Annotated in this window: 11 protein-coding genes, 3 rRNA genes and 1 pseudogene; 9 read left to right on the top strand and 6 right to left on the bottom strand. The window is 69.7% G+C overall.

The window, feature by feature from the left end:
- Positions 1 to 454 precede the first annotated feature (454 nt).
- From GOBS_RS19260 to rrf, 3 genes are all read left to right on the top strand, one after another.
- Positions 455 to 1,977, top strand: a 16S ribosomal RNA gene (locus GOBS_RS19260).
- Positions 1,978 to 2,510: 533 nt separating this feature from the next.
- Positions 2,511 to 5,651 (top strand): 23S ribosomal RNA (locus GOBS_RS19255).
- 132 nt (positions 5,652 to 5,783) lie between these two features.
- Positions 5,784 to 5,900, top strand: a 5S ribosomal RNA gene (gene rrf, locus GOBS_RS19250).
- The 16S, 23S and 5S rRNA genes sit together here, the layout of an rRNA operon.
- 111 nt (positions 5,901 to 6,011) lie before the next feature.
- Here rrf and GOBS_RS29400 read toward each other — a convergent pair.
- The 3 genes and pseudogenes from GOBS_RS29400 to GOBS_RS19240 all read right to left on the bottom strand — a co-directional run bounded on the left by GOBS_RS29400 (position 6,012) and on the right by GOBS_RS19240 (position 7,268).
- A complete protein-coding gene (locus GOBS_RS29400) occupies positions 6,012 to 6,368 on the bottom strand; it encodes a DUF2461 family protein (RefSeq protein WP_279432620.1) in 357 nt (118 codons plus the stop codon).
- Between the two features lie 67 nt (positions 6,369 to 6,435).
- Positions 6,436 to 6,678 (bottom strand): annotated as a pseudogene (locus tag GOBS_RS29395) (DUF2461 family protein); the annotation flags it as partial.
- The gene (locus GOBS_RS19240) at positions 6,675 to 7,268 is read right to left on the bottom strand and encodes a GNAT family N-acetyltransferase (RefSeq protein WP_012949942.1); all 594 of its coding nucleotides are present in this window, start codon (positions 7,266 to 7,268) and stop codon (positions 6,675 to 6,677) included. The gene GOBS_RS19240 and the pseudogene GOBS_RS29395, both read right to left, overlap by 4 nt.
- A 69-nt stretch (positions 7,269 to 7,337) precedes the next feature.
- On the opposite strand from GOBS_RS19240, the gene GOBS_RS19235 reads away from it, so the two are divergent.
- Positions 7,338 to 8,549: a winged helix-turn-helix domain-containing protein gene (locus GOBS_RS19235; RefSeq protein WP_012949941.1), complete on the top strand. Its 1,212-nt coding sequence runs from the start codon at positions 7,338 to 7,340 to the stop codon at positions 8,547 to 8,549.
- Between the two features lie 6 nt (positions 8,550 to 8,555).
- On the opposite strand, the gene GOBS_RS19230 is transcribed toward GOBS_RS19235, so the two are convergent.
- On the bottom strand, positions 8,556 to 8,963 hold the full coding sequence (locus GOBS_RS19230; RefSeq protein ID WP_041241588.1) for a DUF1232 domain-containing protein: 408 nt from the start codon (positions 8,961 to 8,963) through the stop codon (positions 8,556 to 8,558).
- Between the two features lie 89 nt (positions 8,964 to 9,052).
- Here GOBS_RS19230 and GOBS_RS19225 point away from each other — a divergent pair, with 89 nt between their 5' ends.
- The 4 genes from GOBS_RS19225 to GOBS_RS19210 are packed head-to-tail and all read left to right on the top strand — an operon-like array spanning position 9,053 to position 13,024.
- On the top strand, positions 9,053 to 9,871 hold the full coding sequence (locus tag GOBS_RS19225) for a thymidylate synthase (RefSeq protein ID WP_012949939.1): 819 nt from the start codon (positions 9,053 to 9,055) through the stop codon (positions 9,869 to 9,871).
- A gap of 5 nt (positions 9,872 to 9,876) precedes the next feature.
- Positions 9,877 to 10,407, top strand: coding sequence for a dihydrofolate reductase (locus tag GOBS_RS19220; protein ID WP_012949938.1), 531 nt, complete (start codon positions 9,877 to 9,879; stop codon positions 10,405 to 10,407).
- A 9-nt stretch (positions 10,408 to 10,416) separates the two neighbouring features.
- A complete protein-coding gene (gene dapA, locus GOBS_RS19215) occupies positions 10,417 to 11,313 on the top strand; it encodes a 4-hydroxy-tetrahydrodipicolinate synthase (protein ID WP_012949937.1) in 897 nt (298 codons plus the stop codon).
- A 10-nt stretch (positions 11,314 to 11,323) separates the two neighbouring features.
- Complete coding sequence (locus tag GOBS_RS19210) at positions 11,324 to 13,024, top strand: ribonuclease J (RefSeq protein ID WP_012949936.1); 1,701 nt, start codon at positions 11,324 to 11,326, stop codon at positions 13,022 to 13,024.
- A 191-nt stretch (positions 13,025 to 13,215) separates the two neighbouring features.
- On the opposite strand, the gene GOBS_RS19205 is transcribed toward GOBS_RS19210, so the two are convergent.
- Together GOBS_RS19205 and GOBS_RS19200 are read right to left on the bottom strand one after the other, a co-directional pair.
- Positions 13,216 to 13,881, bottom strand: coding sequence for an anti-sigma factor family protein (locus GOBS_RS19205; protein WP_012949935.1), 666 nt, complete (start codon positions 13,879 to 13,881; stop codon positions 13,216 to 13,218).
- On the bottom strand, positions 13,878 to 14,414 hold the full coding sequence (locus GOBS_RS19200) for a sigma-70 family RNA polymerase sigma factor (RefSeq protein ID WP_012949934.1): 537 nt from the start codon (positions 14,412 to 14,414) through the stop codon (positions 13,878 to 13,880). Before GOBS_RS19200 ends, GOBS_RS19205 begins: the two co-directional genes overlap by 4 nt.
- Before the next feature lie 220 nt (positions 14,415 to 14,634).
- On the opposite strand from GOBS_RS19200, the gene GOBS_RS19195 reads away from it, so the two are divergent.
- Positions 14,635 to 17,163, top strand: coding sequence for an FtsK/SpoIIIE family DNA translocase (locus GOBS_RS19195; RefSeq protein WP_012949933.1), 2,529 nt, complete (start codon positions 14,635 to 14,637; stop codon positions 17,161 to 17,163).
- The last annotated feature ends 39 nt before the right edge of the window (positions 17,164 to 17,202 follow it).

Here is a 17,202-nt window from a genome sequence, read left to right as displayed (position 1 = left end):
CCCACGTCTCGGAGGAGGACCCCGTCCTCCCCACCGCCCGCAGCCTCGCGGCGGCGCCCTGGACGGGTCCGCTGGCCCGTTGCAGCAGGGCCGCCCGACCTCCAGACCCCCGCCGGTCCAGCGCGGGCTCGGGCCGCGGCCGGGTGTGACGGGGGACGCCCTCCCCGGGCTTGCGCACGGACGCCGGAAGTCGTGTATGGTTCTCTTCGCGCCGGACGGGCCCGGGAGGGTCGCGGAGGAGCACCCCCCGGGTGCAGGACTCCGAAGACGGCGTACAGTGGGACAAGCCGCCAGAGACGAAGCCCGAGAGGGTCCAGTCGCTGCGCGTCCGCTCCTTGAGAACTCAACAGCGTGCCGAAAGTCAGTGCCAAGTAACAAACCCCTTTTTGTGGGTTTCTTTGGGTTGATGGATATCGAGAGCGTCCAGTTCTCGGTTCTCGGCCTGGTTCAAGCATCTACGGAGAGTTTGATCCTGGCTCAGGACGAACGCTGGCGGCGTGCTTAACACATGCAAGTCGAACGGTGAACCTGCTTCGGTGGGGGATCAGTGGCGAACGGGTGAGTAACACGTGGGCAACCTGCCCCCGGCTCTGGGATAACTCCAAGAAATTGGGGCTAATACCGGATGTGACCGCTGGCCGCATGGTCTGGTGGTGGAAAGGGTTTCCGGCTGGGGATGGGCCCGCGGCCTATCAGCTTGTTGGTGGGGTAGTGGCCTACCAAGGCGACGACGGGTAGCCGGCCTGAGAGGGTGACCGGCCACACTGGGACTGAGACACGGCCCAGACTCCTACGGGAGGCAGCAGTGGGGAATATTGCGCAATGGGCGGAAGCCTGACGCAGCGACGCCGCGTGGGGGATGACGGCCTTCGGGTTGTAAACCTCTTTCAGCAGGGACGAAGCCGTGAGGTGACGGTACCTGCAGAAGAAGCACCGGCCAACTACGTGCCAGCAGCCGCGGTAATACGTAGGGTGCAAGCGTTGTCCGGAATTATTGGGCGTAAAGAGCTCGTAGGCGGTTGGTCGCGTCGGCTGTGAAAACCCGGAGCTCAACTCCGGGCCTGCAGTCGATACGGGCCGACTTGAGTGTTGCAGGGGAGACTGGAATTCCTGGTGTAGCGGTGAAATGCGCAGATATCAGGAGGAACACCGGTGGCGAAGGCGGGTCTCTGGGCAACAACTGACGCTGAGGAGCGAAAGCGTGGGGAGCGAACAGGATTAGATACCCTGGTAGTCCACGCCGTAAACGTTGGGCGCTAGGTGTGGGGGCCATTCCACGGTCTCCGTGCCGCAGCTAACGCATTAAGCGCCCCGCCTGGGGAGTACGGCCGCAAGGCTAAAACTCAAAGGAATTGACGGGGGCCCGCACAAGCGGCGGAGCATGTTGCTTAATTCGATGCAACGCGAAGAACCTTACCTAGGCTTGACATGCACGGAAATCTCGCAGAGATGCGGGGTCCGTAAGGGCCGTGCACAGGTGGTGCATGGTTGTCGTCAGCTCGTGTCGTGAGATGTTGGGTTAAGTCCCGCAACGAGCGCAACCCTCGTTCCATGTTGCCAGCACGTGATGGTGGGGACTCATGGGAGACTGCCGGGGTCAACTCGGAGGAAGGTGGGGATGACGTCAAATCATCATGCCCCTTATGTCTAGGGCTGCAAACATGCTACAATGGCCGGTACAAAGGGCTGCGATACCGCAAGGTGGAGCGAATCCCAAAAAGCCGGTCTCAGTTCGGATTGGGGTCTGCAACTCGACCCCATGAAGTTGGAGTCGCTAGTAATCGCAGATCAGCAACGCTGCGGTGAATACGTTCCCGGGCCTTGTACACACCGCCCGTCACGTCACGAAAGTCGGTAACGCCCGAAGCCGGTGGCCCAACCCCTTGTGGGAGGGAGCCGTCGAAGGCGGGATCGGCGATTGGGACGAAGTCGTAACAAGGTAGCCGTACCGGAAGGTGCGGCTGGATCACCTCCTTTCTAAGGAGCACTGGCCGCCACATGCGTGTGGTGGTCCAGAGCTGCGCTCGGACCGTGATGGTTTCCCGCCTGTGGGGGGCCGCGGGTGTTCGGGGCAGTGCTCGAGGGTGGAACGCTGACCAGTTCGGCCGGCAGCCTGGCTGCCGCTTCTAGTACGGCGGGTCCTTTCGGGGGCTCGTGGGGAACGGGGTGGCGGCGGGGATGACCGGTGGTAGGCACGCTGTTGGGTCCTGAGGGAGCGGGCCCCCCGGGGTGGACGGGAATCGTTCGCCGGTGGGGGGTGGTTGTCTCGGTCGGGGCCGTCCGGGTCCTCGTACCACCCGCCGTCTCCTCCCCTGTGCGGGGATGGGGTCGGTGGGGTTTGGCGGGGCGGGTGCCGGATGGTGGCCGGTTGGTCGTTGAGAACTGCACAGTGGACGCGAGCATCTTCTTTGATTGCAGGCCCGCGCGCGAGCGCCGGTCACGTGGTGTCTTTCCCTTCCGGGGAGGCGGTGCGTGGCAGGTGTTGGGCGTGGGGTTTGTTGTAGTTGTGTGGCCAAGTTGTTAAGGGCACACGGTGGATGCCTGGGCACCAGGAGCCGATGAAGGACGTAGGAGGCTGCGATAAGCCTCGGGGAGCTGCCAACCGAGCGTTGATCCGAGGATGTCCGAATGGGGGAACCCCGCACCAGTCATGTGGTGTGACCCGCGCCTGAACACATAGGGCGTGTGGAGGGAACGTGGGGAAGTGAAACATCTCAGTACCCACAGGAAGAGAAAACAACCGTGATTCCGTGAGTAGTGGCGAGCGAAAGCGGATGAGGCTAAACCGTTTCCATGTGATACCCGGCAGGGGTTGTGGGAGCGGGGTCGTGGGACCGTTCTGCAGGTGCTGCCGCACCTGCGGGGAGTGAGAAAGTGCTGTCGTTAGTGGAAGGCCTCTGGAAGGGGTCGCCGTAGAGGGTGAGAGCCCCGTACACGAAAACGCTGCACCTCCCGAACGTGTTTCCCAAGTAGCACCGAGCCCGTGGAATTCGGTGTGAATCTGGCGGGACCACCCGCTAAGCCTGAATACTCCCTGGTGACCGATAGCGGACGAGTACCGTGAGGGAAAGGTGAAAAGTACCCCGGGAGGGGAGTGAAATAGTACCTGAAACCGTGTGCCTACAAGCCGTGAGAGCCTGATCACCTTCGGGTGACGGTGATTGCGTGCCTTTTGAAGAATGAGCCTGCGAGTTAGTGGTACGTGGCGAGGTTAACCCGTGGGGGGTAGCCGTAGCGAAAGCGAGTCCGAACAGGGCGAGTCAGTCGCGTGCTCTAGACCCGAAGCCGAGTGATCTACCCATGGCCAGGTTGAAGCGCGGGTAAGACCGCGTGGAGGACCGAACCCACCAGGGTTGAAAACCTGGGGGATGAGCTGTGGGTAGGGGTGAAAGGCCAATCAAACTCGGTGATAGCTGGTTCTCCCCGAAATGCATTTAGGTGCAGCGTCGCGTGTTTCTTGCCGGAGGTAGAGCACTGGATGGCTGATGGGCCCCACAAGGTTACTGACGTCAACCAAACTCCGAATGCCGGTAAGTGAGAGCGCGGCAGTGAGACTGCGGGCGATAAGGTTCGTAGTCGAGAGGGAAACAGCCCAGATCATCGGCTAAGGCCCCTAAGCGTGTGCTAAGTGGAAAAGGATGTGGGATCGCAGAGACAACCAGGAGGTTGGCTTAGAAGCAGCCATCCTTGAAAGAGTGCGTAATAGCTCACTGGTCAAGTGGTTCCGCGCCGACAATGTAGCGGGGCTCAAGCACACCGCCGAAGCCGTGGCACTCCAGCACGTCCCCGTCGTCGCCTTTCGAGGCGCCGGCCAGGGGCTGGGGTGGGTAGGGGAGCGTCGTGTGGCGGGTGAAGCGGCGGAGGAATCCAGCCGTGGACGCCACGCGAGTGAGAATGCAGGCATGAGTAGCGAGAGGGGAGTGAGAACCTCCCCCGCCGGAAGACCAAGGGTTCCTGGGCCAGGCTAATCCGCCCAGGGTGAGTCGGGACCTAAGGCGAGGCCGACAGGCGTAGTCGATGGACAACGGGTTGATATTCCCGTACCCGCGAAGGAACGCCCATGCTGAACCCAGCGATGCTAACCGCCCGAACACCCGCGGTCTGGTTCTTTCGAGGATCGGATGCGGGGACTAGCGCGGGATCCGGACTGGTAGTAGGCAAGCGATGGGGTGACGCAGGAAGGTAGTCCTACCGGTGAGTGGTAGTACCGGTGCAAGGGTGTGGCCCGCGCCATAGGCAAATCCGTGGCGCATTCAGGGTGAGGCCTGACGCATAGCCGATTGCGGTGAATGGGATGATCCTATGCTGCCGAGAAAAGCCTCTAGCGAGTTCCGAGCGGCCCGTACCCCAAACCAACTCAGGTGGTCAGGTAGAGAATACCGAGGCGATCGAGCGAACTGTGGTTAAGGAACTCGGCAAAATGCCCCCGTAACTTCGGGAGAAGGGGGACCCCTTCCCGTCAACCAGCGTGCCTGGGGCAGCGGAGGGGGGTCGCAGAGACCAGTGAGAAGCGACTGTTTACTAAAAACACAGGTCCGTGCGAAGTCGTAAGACGATGTATACGGACTGACGCCTGCCCGGTGCTGGAACGTTAAGGGGACGGGTTAGTGCGCCTTCGGGTGTGCGAAGCTCAGAACTCAAGCGCCAGTAAACGGCGGTGGTAACTATAACCATCCTAAGGTAGCGAAATTCCTTGTCGGGTAAGTTCCGACCTGCACGAATGGCGTAACGACTTCTCAGCTGTCTCAACCACAGGCTCGGCGAAATTGCACTACGAGTAAAGATGCTCGTTACGCGCGGCAGGACGGAAAGACCCCGGGACCTTCACTACAGCTTGATATTGGTGTTCGGTTCGGCTTGTGTAGGATAGGTGGGAGACTGTGAAGCGAGCACGCCAGTGTTCGTGGAGTCGCCGTTGAAATACCACTCTGGTCGAATTGGATGTCTAACCTCGGTCCGTGATCCGGATCAGGAACAGTGTCAGGTGGGTAGTTTAACTGGGGCGGTTGCCTCCCAAAATGTAACGGAGGCGCCCAAAGGTTCCCTCAGCCTGGTTGGCAATCAGGTGTCGAGTGCAAGTGCACAAGGGAGCTTGACTGTGAGACCGACGGGTCGAGCAGGAGCGAAAGCTGGGACTAGTGACCCGGCACCGGCATGTGGAAGCGGTGTCGCTCAACGGATAAAAGGTACCCCGGGGATAACAGGCTGATCTTCCCCAAGAGTCCATATCGACGGGATGGTTTGGCACCTCGATGTCGGCTCGTCGCATCCTGGGGCTGGAGTAGGTCCCAAGGGTTGGGCTGTTCGCCCATTAAAGCGGTACGCGAGCTGGGTTTAGAACGTCGTGAGACAGTTCGGTCCCTATCCGCCGCGCGCGTAAGAGACTTGCGAAGAGCTGTCCCTAGTACGAGAGGACCGGGACGGACGAACCTCTGGTGTGCCAGTTGTACCGCCAGGTGCACTGCTGGTTGGCTACGTTCGGCAGGGATAACCGCTGAAAGCATCTAAGCGGGAAGCTCGCTTCAAGATGAGGTCTCTCACCCAGTCAATGGGGTAAGGCCCCCGCCCAGACCAGCGGGTTGATAGGCCGGAGGTGGAAGCACCGCGAGGTGTGGAGCTGACCGGTACTAACAGGCCGAGGGCTTGACCACACGACCACCACCACCCCCACACGCGTGTGCGGGAATGCGGTCGAAGAGCAATGCGTGACATCCAACGCGTCCACTGTGCGGTTCTGAACGCACCAACCGGGGAACACGCCTGGTTTGTCTCGTTCACAGTGTTACGGCGGTCATGGCGAGAGGGAAACGCCCGGTCCCATTCCGAACCCGGAAGCTAAGCCTCTCAGCGCCGATGGTACTGCCCTGGAGACGGGGTGGGAGAGTAGGACACCGCCGGACAACCACTCCATGAAGGGCCCTCACCTCCCGGTGAGGGCCCTTCATGCACGTCTGGTGACCAACGGGGTCAGTGGGTGCGGTGCGCTTGAGGGCGTCCTGTCCGGTGGCGGTTCAGCGGCGGGTGCGCGGCTCGCGGTTCGTCGCCCCGACGTTGTCCGCCAGCCACGCATTGAGCGCGTTCAGGTCCCGCCAGGCCTTCCGGACCTCGTCGAGCGCACGGCGGTCGTGCAGCCAGTCGGCCGGTTTCCAGCGGCGGGTCGCGTGCAACGACCTGTGCCGGAGCAGGTCGACGCGGTCGCCGTCCCGGTCGAAGCCGGCCGGTACCCGGGCCAGCCGCTCGCCGTCGATGGTCCAGCCGGCACCGGCGAGACGGTCGACCTCGGCGCGCAGCCGCGGGCCCTGCACGTCGTCCGCGACGGCGCGGCGGTAGCGGGGCCACCTGGTCGGATTCCAGACGCCAGCACCCACCGGTGACCATCAGCCCGTCGGCGGACACCTGCACGTACCAGGCGCCCGCGCCCCGACCGTCGGGGTTCACGACCGCACCCTGGTGGGTCTTGTACGGCGTCTTGTCGTTGCTGAAGCGGACGTCCCGGTAGGGGCGGAAGAGCTTCGCGGTGCCGAACTCGCCGGCCAGCTCGTCGCAGAGTGCCTGCATCGGCGCCCGCACGGATGCGTCGTACGCCTGACGACTGCGGGTCCAGTAGGTCTTGCTGTTGTCGGCCTCCAGGCCCTCGTAGAAGACCAGCCCCTCGTCGGGGAACCCCTCGAAGGTCATCGACTCCCGTCCGTCTCCTGCAGCAGGGTGTGCCAGCGGACCTCGCGGAGCGGCGTCCCCCCGGTGTCCAGCGTCCGGGTCCAGCCGTCGCGCGCCCAGCCCGCCGACTCGAAGAAGCCCGCGGACACCGCGTCCTGCTCCGGCAGCCACACCTGCAGCCGCGCCGTCCCGTCGGCCCGGGCCAGGTCGGTGACGGCGGCGAGCAGCCGGCTGCCGTGCCCGCGCCGCCCCCAGCGGGGCTCGACCAGCAGGGTGGCTACCTCGCTGCTGGGACCCGCGGGGTGCGGGGGCTCGTCCGCGGCCAGCTCTGCCGGGCCGGAGGCGGCGAAGCCGACCACCACGTCCCGCTCCACGGCCACGAGGACGCGGTGCCCGGGGGTGGGCGGTGCGGTGACCGCGGCCCGCCAGGCGTCGGCTGCCGCGGCCTCGTCCCAGTCGTCGAGGACCTCGGACGGCAGCACGGTGCGGTAGGCCGTCCGCCAGGTGACGGCCTGCACGCGGGCGACCGCGGGGGCGTCGGAGTGCCGCGCCGGGCGGACCGACGCCTCCGCGGTCCCCGACCGGCGGGGGAACGGCGAGGTCGGCTGCACGCCAGGCAGCGTAGGCCGCGATGGGGTGTCTGCCGGAGTCGTCAGGGGTCCCGGGCAGGATCGGCCGCTGTGGGAGCACCCGTTGCCGACCGGCTGCCGGCCGCGCTGGCCCGCCGCATCGCCCTGGCCGCGCAGGGCTTCGCCGACCCCCGGCCCGCGGGCGCCGTCGACGGGCGGCAGCTGCGCCGGATGACGTCCCGGCTGGCGGTGCTGCAGATCGACTCGGTCAACGTGCTGTCCCGCGCCCACTACCTGCCAGCCTTCAGCCGCCTCGGCCCCTATCCGCGCGAGACGCTCGACGACCTCGCCGACCGCCACAGGGAGCTGTTCGAGTACTGGGCGCACGAGGCCTCGCTGCTCCCCGTCCGGCTGCACCCACATCTGCGCTGGCGGATGGCGGCGGCCGAGGAGCACGCCTGGAGCTCGATGGTCCGGATCCGGCGCGAGCGTCCGGGATTCGTCACCGAGGTCCTCGAGCGGGTGCGGGAGACCGGTCCGCTCAAGGCCAGCGACCTCGCCGAGCCGCGACCGGACCGGCCCGGGAGCATGTGGAACTGGCACGCCGGCAAGGTCGCCCTCGAGTGGCTCTTCTACACCGGCGTCGTCACCACCCGAGGCCGGACGGCGGGCTTCGAACGCGTCTACGACCTCACCGAGCGGGTGTTGCCCGCAGCCGTGCTCCAGGCTCCCACCCCGGAGCCGGCCGACGCCGTCCGCGAGCTGGTGCGCACCGCCTCGCGTGCCCTGGGCGTGGCCACCGAGCGCGACCTGCGCGACTACTTCCGGCTGCGTCCACCGGCCGCGCGGGCGGCGATCGCCGAGCTGGCCGACGCGGGCGAGCTCGTCCCCGTCCAGGTGACCGGCTGGGGTGCGCCGGCGTGGCTGCACCCCGAGGCACGCCGTCCCCGCTGGGTGCGGGCACGGGCGCTGGTGAGCCCCTTCGACTCCCTGGTCTGGGAGCGGCCGCGGGTGGAACGCATCTTCGGCTTCCGGTACCGGCTGGAGATCTACACCCCGGCGGCCCAGCGGGTGCACGGCTACTACGTCCTGCCGTTCTTGCTCGACGACCGGCTGGTGGCGCGGGTGGACCTCAAGGCCGACCGGCATGCCGGGGTGCTGCGGATCCAGTCGGCGTTCGCCGAGGAGGGCGTGGACCGTGCCCAGGTGACCGCTGCCCTCGCCGAGGAGCTGGCGCTCATGGCCGGCTGGATGCAGCTGGGTGCCGTCGTCGCGGGCGAGCGCGGTGACCTGGCTGCCGAGCTCGCCGCCGTCGTGGGCTGAGCGGACTCAGTCCCTGCCCAGGCCGGCCAGGCGCTGGACGACGGCGAGGCCCGCGGGCCCGCCCGGCCAGGCGCGCTGCACCGCCGGCGCCCCGGCCGCCCGCACCACCGAGCGGAGTGCCAGGGCGACGACGACGACGTCGTCGGCGTAGCCGAGGACCGGGACGACGTCGGGCACCAGGTCCACCGGCGAGAGCAGGTAGACCAGCAGCAGCCACAGCCGCACCCGTACGCCCCGGGGCAGGGACCGGTCCGCGGCCAGCCGGCGCACCAGGCGCACCAGGTCCGGCAGCAGCCGCAGCGCCTCGCGCACGGTGAGGTCCGGGGGGCGCGTCCGCCACAGGAGCAGGAGCAGGACGCCCCAGAGCAGCAGCAGCCCGCCGACGACCGCTGCGAGCACGCCCCACCACTCCACGGTGACGAGTCTGGCCGGTGGGGCAGGAGCGATGGGCAGGTGACCGGTGTCGCGGCCCCGTGTCGGCGTCCGCCCGTAGGCTCGGGTCCGTGGCAAGCGCGACCGACGGCCCGATCGACACCCAGTACGAGGACCTGCTCCGCCGGGTGCTGGAGCAGGGCACACCCAAGCAGGACCGGACGGGCACCGGCACGGTGAGCCTGTTCGGCGAGCGGCTGCGCTACGACCTCGCCGAGCGGTTCCCGCTGATCACCACGAAGTCGGTGCACTTCCGGTCGATCGCCTACGAGCTGCTGTGGTTCCTCCGCGGTGACAGCAACGTGCGGTGGCTGCAGGAGAACCGGGTCAGCATCTGGGACGAGTGGGCCTCGCCGGAGGGCGAGCTCGGCCCGGTCTACGGCGTCCAGTGGCGGTCCTGGCCCACGCCCGGCGGCGAGCACGTCGACCAGATCGCGGGCGTCCTGGAGACGCTGCGCACCGACCCGGACTCCCGGCGCATGGTCGTCTCGGCCTGGAACGTCGCGGCGCTGCCGGACATGGCGCTCGCGCCGTGCCACGCGCTGTTCCAGTTCCACGTCGCCGACGGGCGGCTCTCCTGCCAGCTCTACCAGCGCAGCGCCGACATGTTCCTCGGCGTGCCGTTCAACATCGCCAGCTACGCGCTGCTCACCCGCATGGTCGCCGCTCAGGTGGGCCTGGCCCCCGGCGACTGCATCTGGGTCGGTGGCGACTGCCACGTCTACAGCAACCACGTCGACCAGGTCCGCGAGCAGCTCTCCCGCGAGGTGCTGCCCTTCCCGACCCTCGACCTGGCCCCGGCGCCCTCGCTGTTCGACTACACCTACGAGCACTTCACGCTGCGCGACTACCGGCACCACCCCGCGATCCGCGCCGCGGTGGCGGTCTGAGCCGCGTGGCCGTCGGGCTGGTCTGGGCGCAGGCCCGCGGCGGGGTGATCGGGGCCGACGGCCGGCTGCCCTGGCACCTGCCCGAGGACCTCCGCCTGTTCCGCGAGCTCACCACGGGCAGCACGGTCGTCATGGGCCGGCGCACCTGGGAGTCGCTGCCCGAGCGGTTCCGCCCGCTGCCCGGACGGCGCAACGTCGTCCTCACCACCGACCGGTCGTGGGCCGCCGACGGCGCCGAGCGGGTGGACGGGGTCGAGGACGTGCTGGCGCGCACGGACGACGGGGACCTCTGGGTCATCGGCGGTGGCCGGGTCTACGCCGCGTTCCTCCCGCACGCCGACCGGGTGGTCGTCACCGACGTCGACACCGACGTCGAGGGCGACACCTGGGCCCCGCAGCTGGGCGCGGAATGGGCGCGGGTGTCGCGCACCCCGGCGTCGGGCTGGTCGGCGTCCACCACCGGCCTGCGGTACGCGGTGTCGGGGTACACGCGCGCAGCGACCGACGCCGACGTGTCGGCCGGGACGGGTCGGTAGATTCTCGGTATGACCAGTGACCCCGCCCGGCCCTTCGGGCGTGTGCTCACGGCGATGGTGACCCCCTTCGCCGAGGACGGCTCGATCGACCTCGCAGGGGCCCAGGAGCTGGCCGCCCACCTGGTCGACCGGCAGGCGCACGACGGCCTGGTCGTGCTCGGCACCACCGGCGAGGCGCCCACCCTGAGCGCCGGTGAGCAGCGAGCCGTCCTCGAGGCGGTGCTCGACGCCGTCGGTGACCGCGCGACCGTCGTCGCGGGCGTCGGCACCAACGACACCGCGCACACCATCGAGAACGCGCGCCGGGCCGAGCAGGTGGGCGCGCACGGCCTGCTCGTCGTGACCCCGTACTACAACAAGCCCCCGCAGGCCGGCCTGCTGAGGCACTTCACCGCCGTCGCCGACGCCACCGACCTGCCGGTGATGCTGTACGACATCCCGCCGCGCTCGGTCGTCCCCATCGAGGTGGACACCCTCGCCCGGCTGGCCGAGCACCCGCGCATCGTCGCGGTCAAGGACGCCAAGGGCGACCTCGGCGCGGTCATGCACACCCTCGCCCGCACCGACCTGGCCTACTACAGCGGCGAGGACATGCTCAACCTGCCGCTGCTGGCGGTCGGCGGCGTGGGCGTCGTGAGCGTCGTCGGGCACCTCGCGGGCCCGCGGCTGGCCGAGCTGGTCGCCGCCGTCGAGTCCGGCGACCTGGTGAAGGCCCGCGCGGTCAACGAGAGCATGCTGCCGCTCTACACCGGCGTCTTCCGCACCCAGGGCGTCATCCTGACCAAGGCGGCCCTGCGCGAGCTGGGCCTGCCCGCCGGGCCGGTGCGCCCGCCGCTGGTCGACGCCACCCCCGAACAACTGGCGCAGCTGCGCGCCGACCTCGCCGACGGAGGCATCCACCTGTGAGCGCGACCTCGTGACCACCTCGACCACCCAGCCGCACCTGGACCTGCAGGCACCGCCCGCGCTGCCCGAGGGTGGCCTGCGGGTCATGGCGCTCGGCGGGCTCGGCGAGATCGGCCGCAACATGGCCGTCCTCGAGTTCGACGGCAAGCTGCTCGTCATCGACTGCGGCGTGCTGTTCCCGGAGGCCGAGCAGCCGGGCGTCGACCTGATCCTCCCCGACTTCGGCATCATCGAGCACCGGCTCGACGACGTCGTCGCCGTCGTCCTCACCCACGGGCACGAGGACCACATCGGCGCGATCCCCTACCTGCTGCGCATGCGCGGCGACATCCCGCTGGTCGGCTCCCGGTTCACCCTCGCGCTGGTCAAGGCCAAGCTGCGCGAGCACCGGCTGGACCCGGTGCTGGTCGAGGTGGCCGCCGGCGACGACCACCTCGCGGGCCCGTTCCACTGCGAGTTCATCTCGGTCAACCACTCGATCCCCGACGCGCTGGCCGTCGCCGTGCACACGCCGGCCGGGGTCCTGGTGCACACCGGCGACTTCAAGATGGACCAGCTGCCGCTGGACGGCGTCCTCACCGATCTGGGCGCCTTCGCCCGGCTGGGACTCGAGGGCATCGACCTGTTGCTGGCCGACTCGACCAACGCCGAGATCCCCGGCTTCGTCACTCCCGAGCGCTCCATCGGACCGGTCCTGGAGGACGTTTTCCGGCGGGCCACCCAGCGGCTGATCGTCTCCAGCTTCGCCAGCCACGTGCACCGCATCCAGCAGGTGCTCGACGCCGCCCACGTGCACGGCCGCAAGGTCGCGTTCGTCGGCCGCTCGATGGTCCGCAACATGGGCGTGGCCCGCGACCTGGGGCTGCTGCGCGTCGCGCCGGGCCTCATGGTGAGCCTGGACGAGGCCACCAGCATGCCCCCGGAGCAGGTCGTGCTCGTCAGCACCGGGTCGCAGGGCGAGCCGCTGTCGGCGCTGGGGCGGATGGCCCGCGGCGAGCACCACCAGGTGACCATCGAGGCCGGCGACACGATCGTGCTGGCCTCCTCCCTGGTCCCCGGCAACGAGACCGCCGTCTACAAGGTCATCAACGGGCTGGCCCGGCTCGGCGCCACCGTCGTGCACAAGGAGACCGCGCGGGTGCACGTCTCCGGGCACGCCCCGGCGGGCGAGCTGCGCACGCTGCTCAACGTCGCCAAGCCGCGACACCTCATGCCGGTGCACGGCGAGTGGCGTCACCTGCGGGCGCACGCAGCGCTGGCCGAGGAGACCGGCATGGCCGCCGACCGGGTCCTGCTCGCCGAGAACGGCGTCGTCGTCGACCTGGTCGACGGCAAGGCGACGATCGTCGGGTCGGTACCGGTCGGCGACGTCTACGTCGACGGCCTCAACGTCGGCGACGTGGGGGAGGAGTCGCTGCAGGAGCGGCGGATCCTCGGCGACGAGGGGTTCGTCGCGCTCACCGTCGTCATCGAGCCCTCGACCGGGACGATCGTCCGGCCGGTGCACCTCTCCGCCCGCGGCTTCGCCGACGACCCCTCCGTCTTCGACCCGGCGCTGCAGCTGGTCGAGGAGAGCCTGCGGCGCACGCTGGCCGACGGGGTCACCGACCCGCACCGGCTCTCGCAGGTGATCCGCCGGACGATCGGCAAGTGGGTGTCCGACACCTACCGCCGCCGTCCCATGATCATCCCGACCGTTCTCGAGGTCTGACCGAACGCCACCCGACCAGCCGCGTATCCCCTCTCGTGCGGCGCCCACCGTCGGGTGCCGCCACACGAGGGGCGGGTGCGGACCGGATAGCGGGCGGCACCGGCTCCACCGTCGACCGGCGCACGGTCGAGACGGGCAGCTGCGTCCGGTGCGGCGCCGGGGGACCACGGGGTCCCCGGCGCCGCTGGTCGTCACAGCTCCGAGCTCGCCACCACGGTGCCGTCGGCGGCCACGACCTGGAAACCGGTGGCGTCCTCCCGCAGAACCGAGGAGTTGAGGTTGCAGCGCAGCTCCGCGGGCCCCACGCCGAGGAACTGGCCGGCGGGGACCGCGGTGCCGTCCTCGTCGGTGACCACGACTCGGTAGACCGCGCCGGCGGTGAAGCCCTCGCCGGTCAGCTTGACCTCCACGCCCCACGTGTGCGGGACGACGTCGGCGGTGGCCTGGATGCCGCTGTCCGCGACCTGCACCGCGACCGGCTCGAGCGGTAGCGGGTCCGGCACCGGGCGGGCCAGCCAGCCGATCCCGAAGCCCGCCGCGGCCACGCCCACGACGGCGGCCGCGGCCAGCGCCCGGCGGGATGACGTCCGCCGCCGGCGCAGCGGCTCCTCGGCCGCGATCCGGGCCAGCACCGCCTCGCCGAGGCCGGCCGGGGGCGCCGGCTGCTCGTCGAGCCGGTCGGGGTCCACGCCCTCCAGCCGTGCGGCGAGCGGCGCCAGCTCGGCGAGCTCCGCACGGCAGGAGGCGCACCCGTCCAGGTGCGCGCGGACGCCGGCCCGCTCCTCCGGCGTCCCGTGCCCGAGGGCGTACCAGCCCAGCTGCTCACGCAGTCCCCGGTGCTCTCCCCGCTCGGTCACGGTTCCACCCCCATCTCCTCCATCGCCAAGCGCAGTGCCTTGAGGCCGTAGAACACCCGGCTCCGCAGCGTGCCGACCGGGATGCCGAGCTCCGCGGCCACCTCCGCGTGCGGCCGTCCGCGCAGGTGGGTCTGCACGATCGCCGTCCGGTGGTCCTCGCCGATCCGGCGCAGCGCCTCCTCGACGACCCACCCGTCCACCAGCGCCTCGTCGATGCCGGCCACCGCGGGGACGTCGGCGCCCGTCCCGTCGGTCAGCGTCCGCTGCCACGGCCGGACGGCGAACCGCCGCGCCTCGTCGACGACGACGTTGCGGGCGATGGCGAACAGCCAGGTCCGCAGGCTGGCGAGGCGCGGGTCGTAGGCGTCCGCGGAGCGCCAGGCGCGCAGGAACACCTCCTGGACGACGTCCTGCGCGGCCCCGCCGTCCCCCAGCTGGCGCAGCGCGAAGCGGTACAGCTCGGCGCCGTGCGCGGCGTAGGCCGCCCGGACGTCGAGCTCGCGGCCCTCCAGCCGCCCGTGGTCGCGCACCATCGCTGCTCCTCCCGTCGGGAGGTGTACGGCTGCCGGGGCGTCCCGGTTCACCGACCGGCCGAGCCGGCTCCCCATCGTGGCCCGGGGAGCGCAGGCACGCTCCATCGGCGTCCCGGCGCTGCTCTGCAGCCGAGACGTGCCGAACCGTTCCCGTGCGGCTTGGCACGCGGACACGCTGCGCCTGCCGTCTGGGCGGCCCGGCGGCCGTTACCGTCGACGCATGCCTGCTCGCACGACGACGACCCGACCCTCGGGCCGGTCGTCCGCGCGCGGACGCTCGGGCTCCGGGTCGACCGCGTCCCGGAAGCGCCCGCCCGCCAAGCGACCCGCCGCCGGCGGCCGCAAGCCCGCCGGCCGCAAGCCCGCGTCCAAGGGGTCCGGTCCGGGTCTGTGGGGCGTCGTCAGCGGCGGCTGGTCGTTGCTGGCGCGGGGCGCCGGCGGGCTGGCCCGCTCGGTCGCCCGCCCGGAGGAGGCCGAGCCGCTCGCGCCCGAGCACCGCCGCGACGGCGTCGGCCTGGCCGTGCTGGGTCTGGCCGTCGTCCTGGGTGCGGCCGCCTGGAGCAACGGCATCGGCCCGGTCGGCGCCGTGTTCGCCGGCGGGGTGCGCTGGATCGTCGGCTCGCTGGTCATGGTGCTGCCAGTCGTGCTGTTCCTGGTCGCGCTGCGGCTGCTGCGCCGCGGACCGCACCCCGAGGCGCGCGGCAGGCTGGCGATCGGCTGGCTGTGCCTGGTGGTGTCGGTGCTGGGCATCGCCGAGGTCGTCGGCGAGGGCGCCGCCCCGTCGCAGGACCGGCCCGGCTCCGGCGGGCTGGTCGGCTGGGCTGCGGCCACGCCGCTGGTCGCGGGCGTGGGCACCGTCGTCGCCGTCGTCCTGCTGGTCCTGCTGGCCTTCTTCGGCCTGCTGGTGCTGACCGCCACGCCGGTGCACCAGATCCCCGAGCGGCTCCGTGAGCTCACCGACCGCCTGCTGGGCCAGGTCCACGACGACGAGGACGTCTACGACGAGGACTGGGACGAGGAGGAGCCGGCCGAGGCGCCGGCGCCCCGCCGCGGCCGCCGCCGGTCGCTGTCGGACGACCTGATGGACACCGGCCCGGTGGAGACCGTGCCGGCGATCGACCACGCGGCGCTCGACGACGCGCCCGAGGCGGTGCTGCACCAGCCGCCACCTCCGCCGGTCCCGACCCGCCGCCCCGCGGTGGTGGACCGGACCGCGCCGGTGGAGGAGCTCGAGCCCATCGCCGAGCCCGAGCAGCTGCGCATCGAGCCGGTCGAGGGGCAGTACACGCTGCCCTCGGTCGGTGTGCTGCGCCCCGGCGACCCGCCGAAGAAGAGCTCGAAGGCCAACGAGGCGGCGATCGAGGCCATCACCGGCGTGCTGGAGCAGTTCAACATCGACGCGGTCGTCACCAGCTTCACCCGCGGCCCGACGGTCACCCGCTACGAGATCGAGCTGGGCCCGGCGGTCAAGGTCGAGAAGATCACCGCGCTGACCAAGAACATGGCCTACGCGGTGGCCAACGACAACATCCGGATCCTCGCGCCGATCCCCGGCAAGTCCGCCGTCGGCGTCGAGGTGCCCAACACCGACCGCGAGATGGTGAGCCTCGGTGACGTGCTGCGCTCCCAGGTGGCCAAGCAGGACCCGCACCCGATGCTGGTCGGGCTGGGCAAGGACATCGAGGGCGGGTTCGTCTGCGCGAACCTGGCCAAGATGCCGCACCTGCTGGTCGCCGGCGCCACCGGTGCCGGTAAGTCCAGCTGCGTCAACTCGCTGTTGACCTCGCTGCTGCTGCGGGCGACGCCCGACCAGCTGCGGATGATCCTGGTCGACCCCAAGATGGTCGAGCTCACGCCCTACGACGGCATCCCGCACCTGATCACGCCGATCATCACCGACCCGAAGAAGGCGGCCACCGCGCTGGCCTGGCTGGTCGAGGAGATGGAGCAGCGCTACCAGGACATGCGCTCCACCGGCGTCCGGCACATCGACGACTTCAACCGCAAGGTCGAGCGCGGCGAGATCGTGGCGCCGCCGGGCAGCGAGCGGGTGTACCGGCCCTACCCCTACATCCTGGCCATCGTCGACGAGCTCGCCGACCTCATGATGGTCGCCCCGCGCGACGTCGAGGAGTCGATCGTCCGGATCACCCAGAAGGCCCGTGCGGCCGGCATCCACCTGGTGCTGGCCACTCAGCGGCCGTCGGTCGACGTCGTCACCGGCCTGATCAAGGCCAACGTCCCCTCGCGGCTGGCGTTCTCCACCTCCAGCCTCACCGACAGCCGGGTCATCCTCGACCAGCCCGGCGCGGAGAAGCTCATCGGCATGGGCGACGCGCTGTTCATGCCGATCGGCCAGGGCAAGCCGATGCGGGTGCAGGGCGCCTACGTCTCCGACGCCGAGATAGAGGCGGTCGTCGAGTTCACCAAGCGCCAGGCCGAGCCGGAGTACCGCGAGGAGGTCTTCAGCGCCGCCGAGGGCGAGAAGAAGGAGATCGACGAGGACATCGGCGGGGACCTGGAGCTGCTCGTCCAGGCCGTGGAGCTCGTCGTCACCAGCCAGTTCGGCTCGACGTCGATGCTGCAGCGCAAGCTGCGGGTCGGTTTCGCCAAGGCCGGACGGCTCATGGACCTCATGGAGAGCCGCGGGATCGTCGGCCCGTCCGAGGGGTCCAAGGCCCGCGACGTGCTGGTCAAGCCCGACGAGCTCGAGTCGGTGATGTTCACCCTCCGCGGCACCGAGGGGTAGGGGAGGGGCGGGTCACCCCCGCTCTCCCTGGTGGGGAGC

Source organism: Geodermatophilus obscurus DSM 43160 (assembly GCF_000025345.1).
GTDB lineage: Bacteria > Actinomycetota > Actinomycetes > Mycobacteriales > Geodermatophilaceae > Geodermatophilus > Geodermatophilus obscurus.
The sequence above is the reverse complement of the archived record's forward strand: the minus strand, read 5'-3'. Positions and strand labels throughout refer to the sequence as shown.

Excerpts from the sequence above, each read along its gene's own strand:
- GOBS_RS19195 (WP_012949933.1), top strand. The coding sequence starts at position 14,635 with ATGCCTGCTCGCACGACGACGACCCGACCCTCGGGCCGGTCGTCCGCG.
- dapA (WP_012949937.1), top strand. The coding sequence starts at position 10,417 with ATGACCAGTGACCCCGCCCGGCCCTTCGGGCGTGTGCTCACGGCGATG.
- GOBS_RS19200 (WP_012949934.1), bottom strand. The coding sequence starts at position 14,414 with ATGGTGCGCGACCACGGGCGGCTGGAGGGCCGCGAGCTCGACGTCCGG.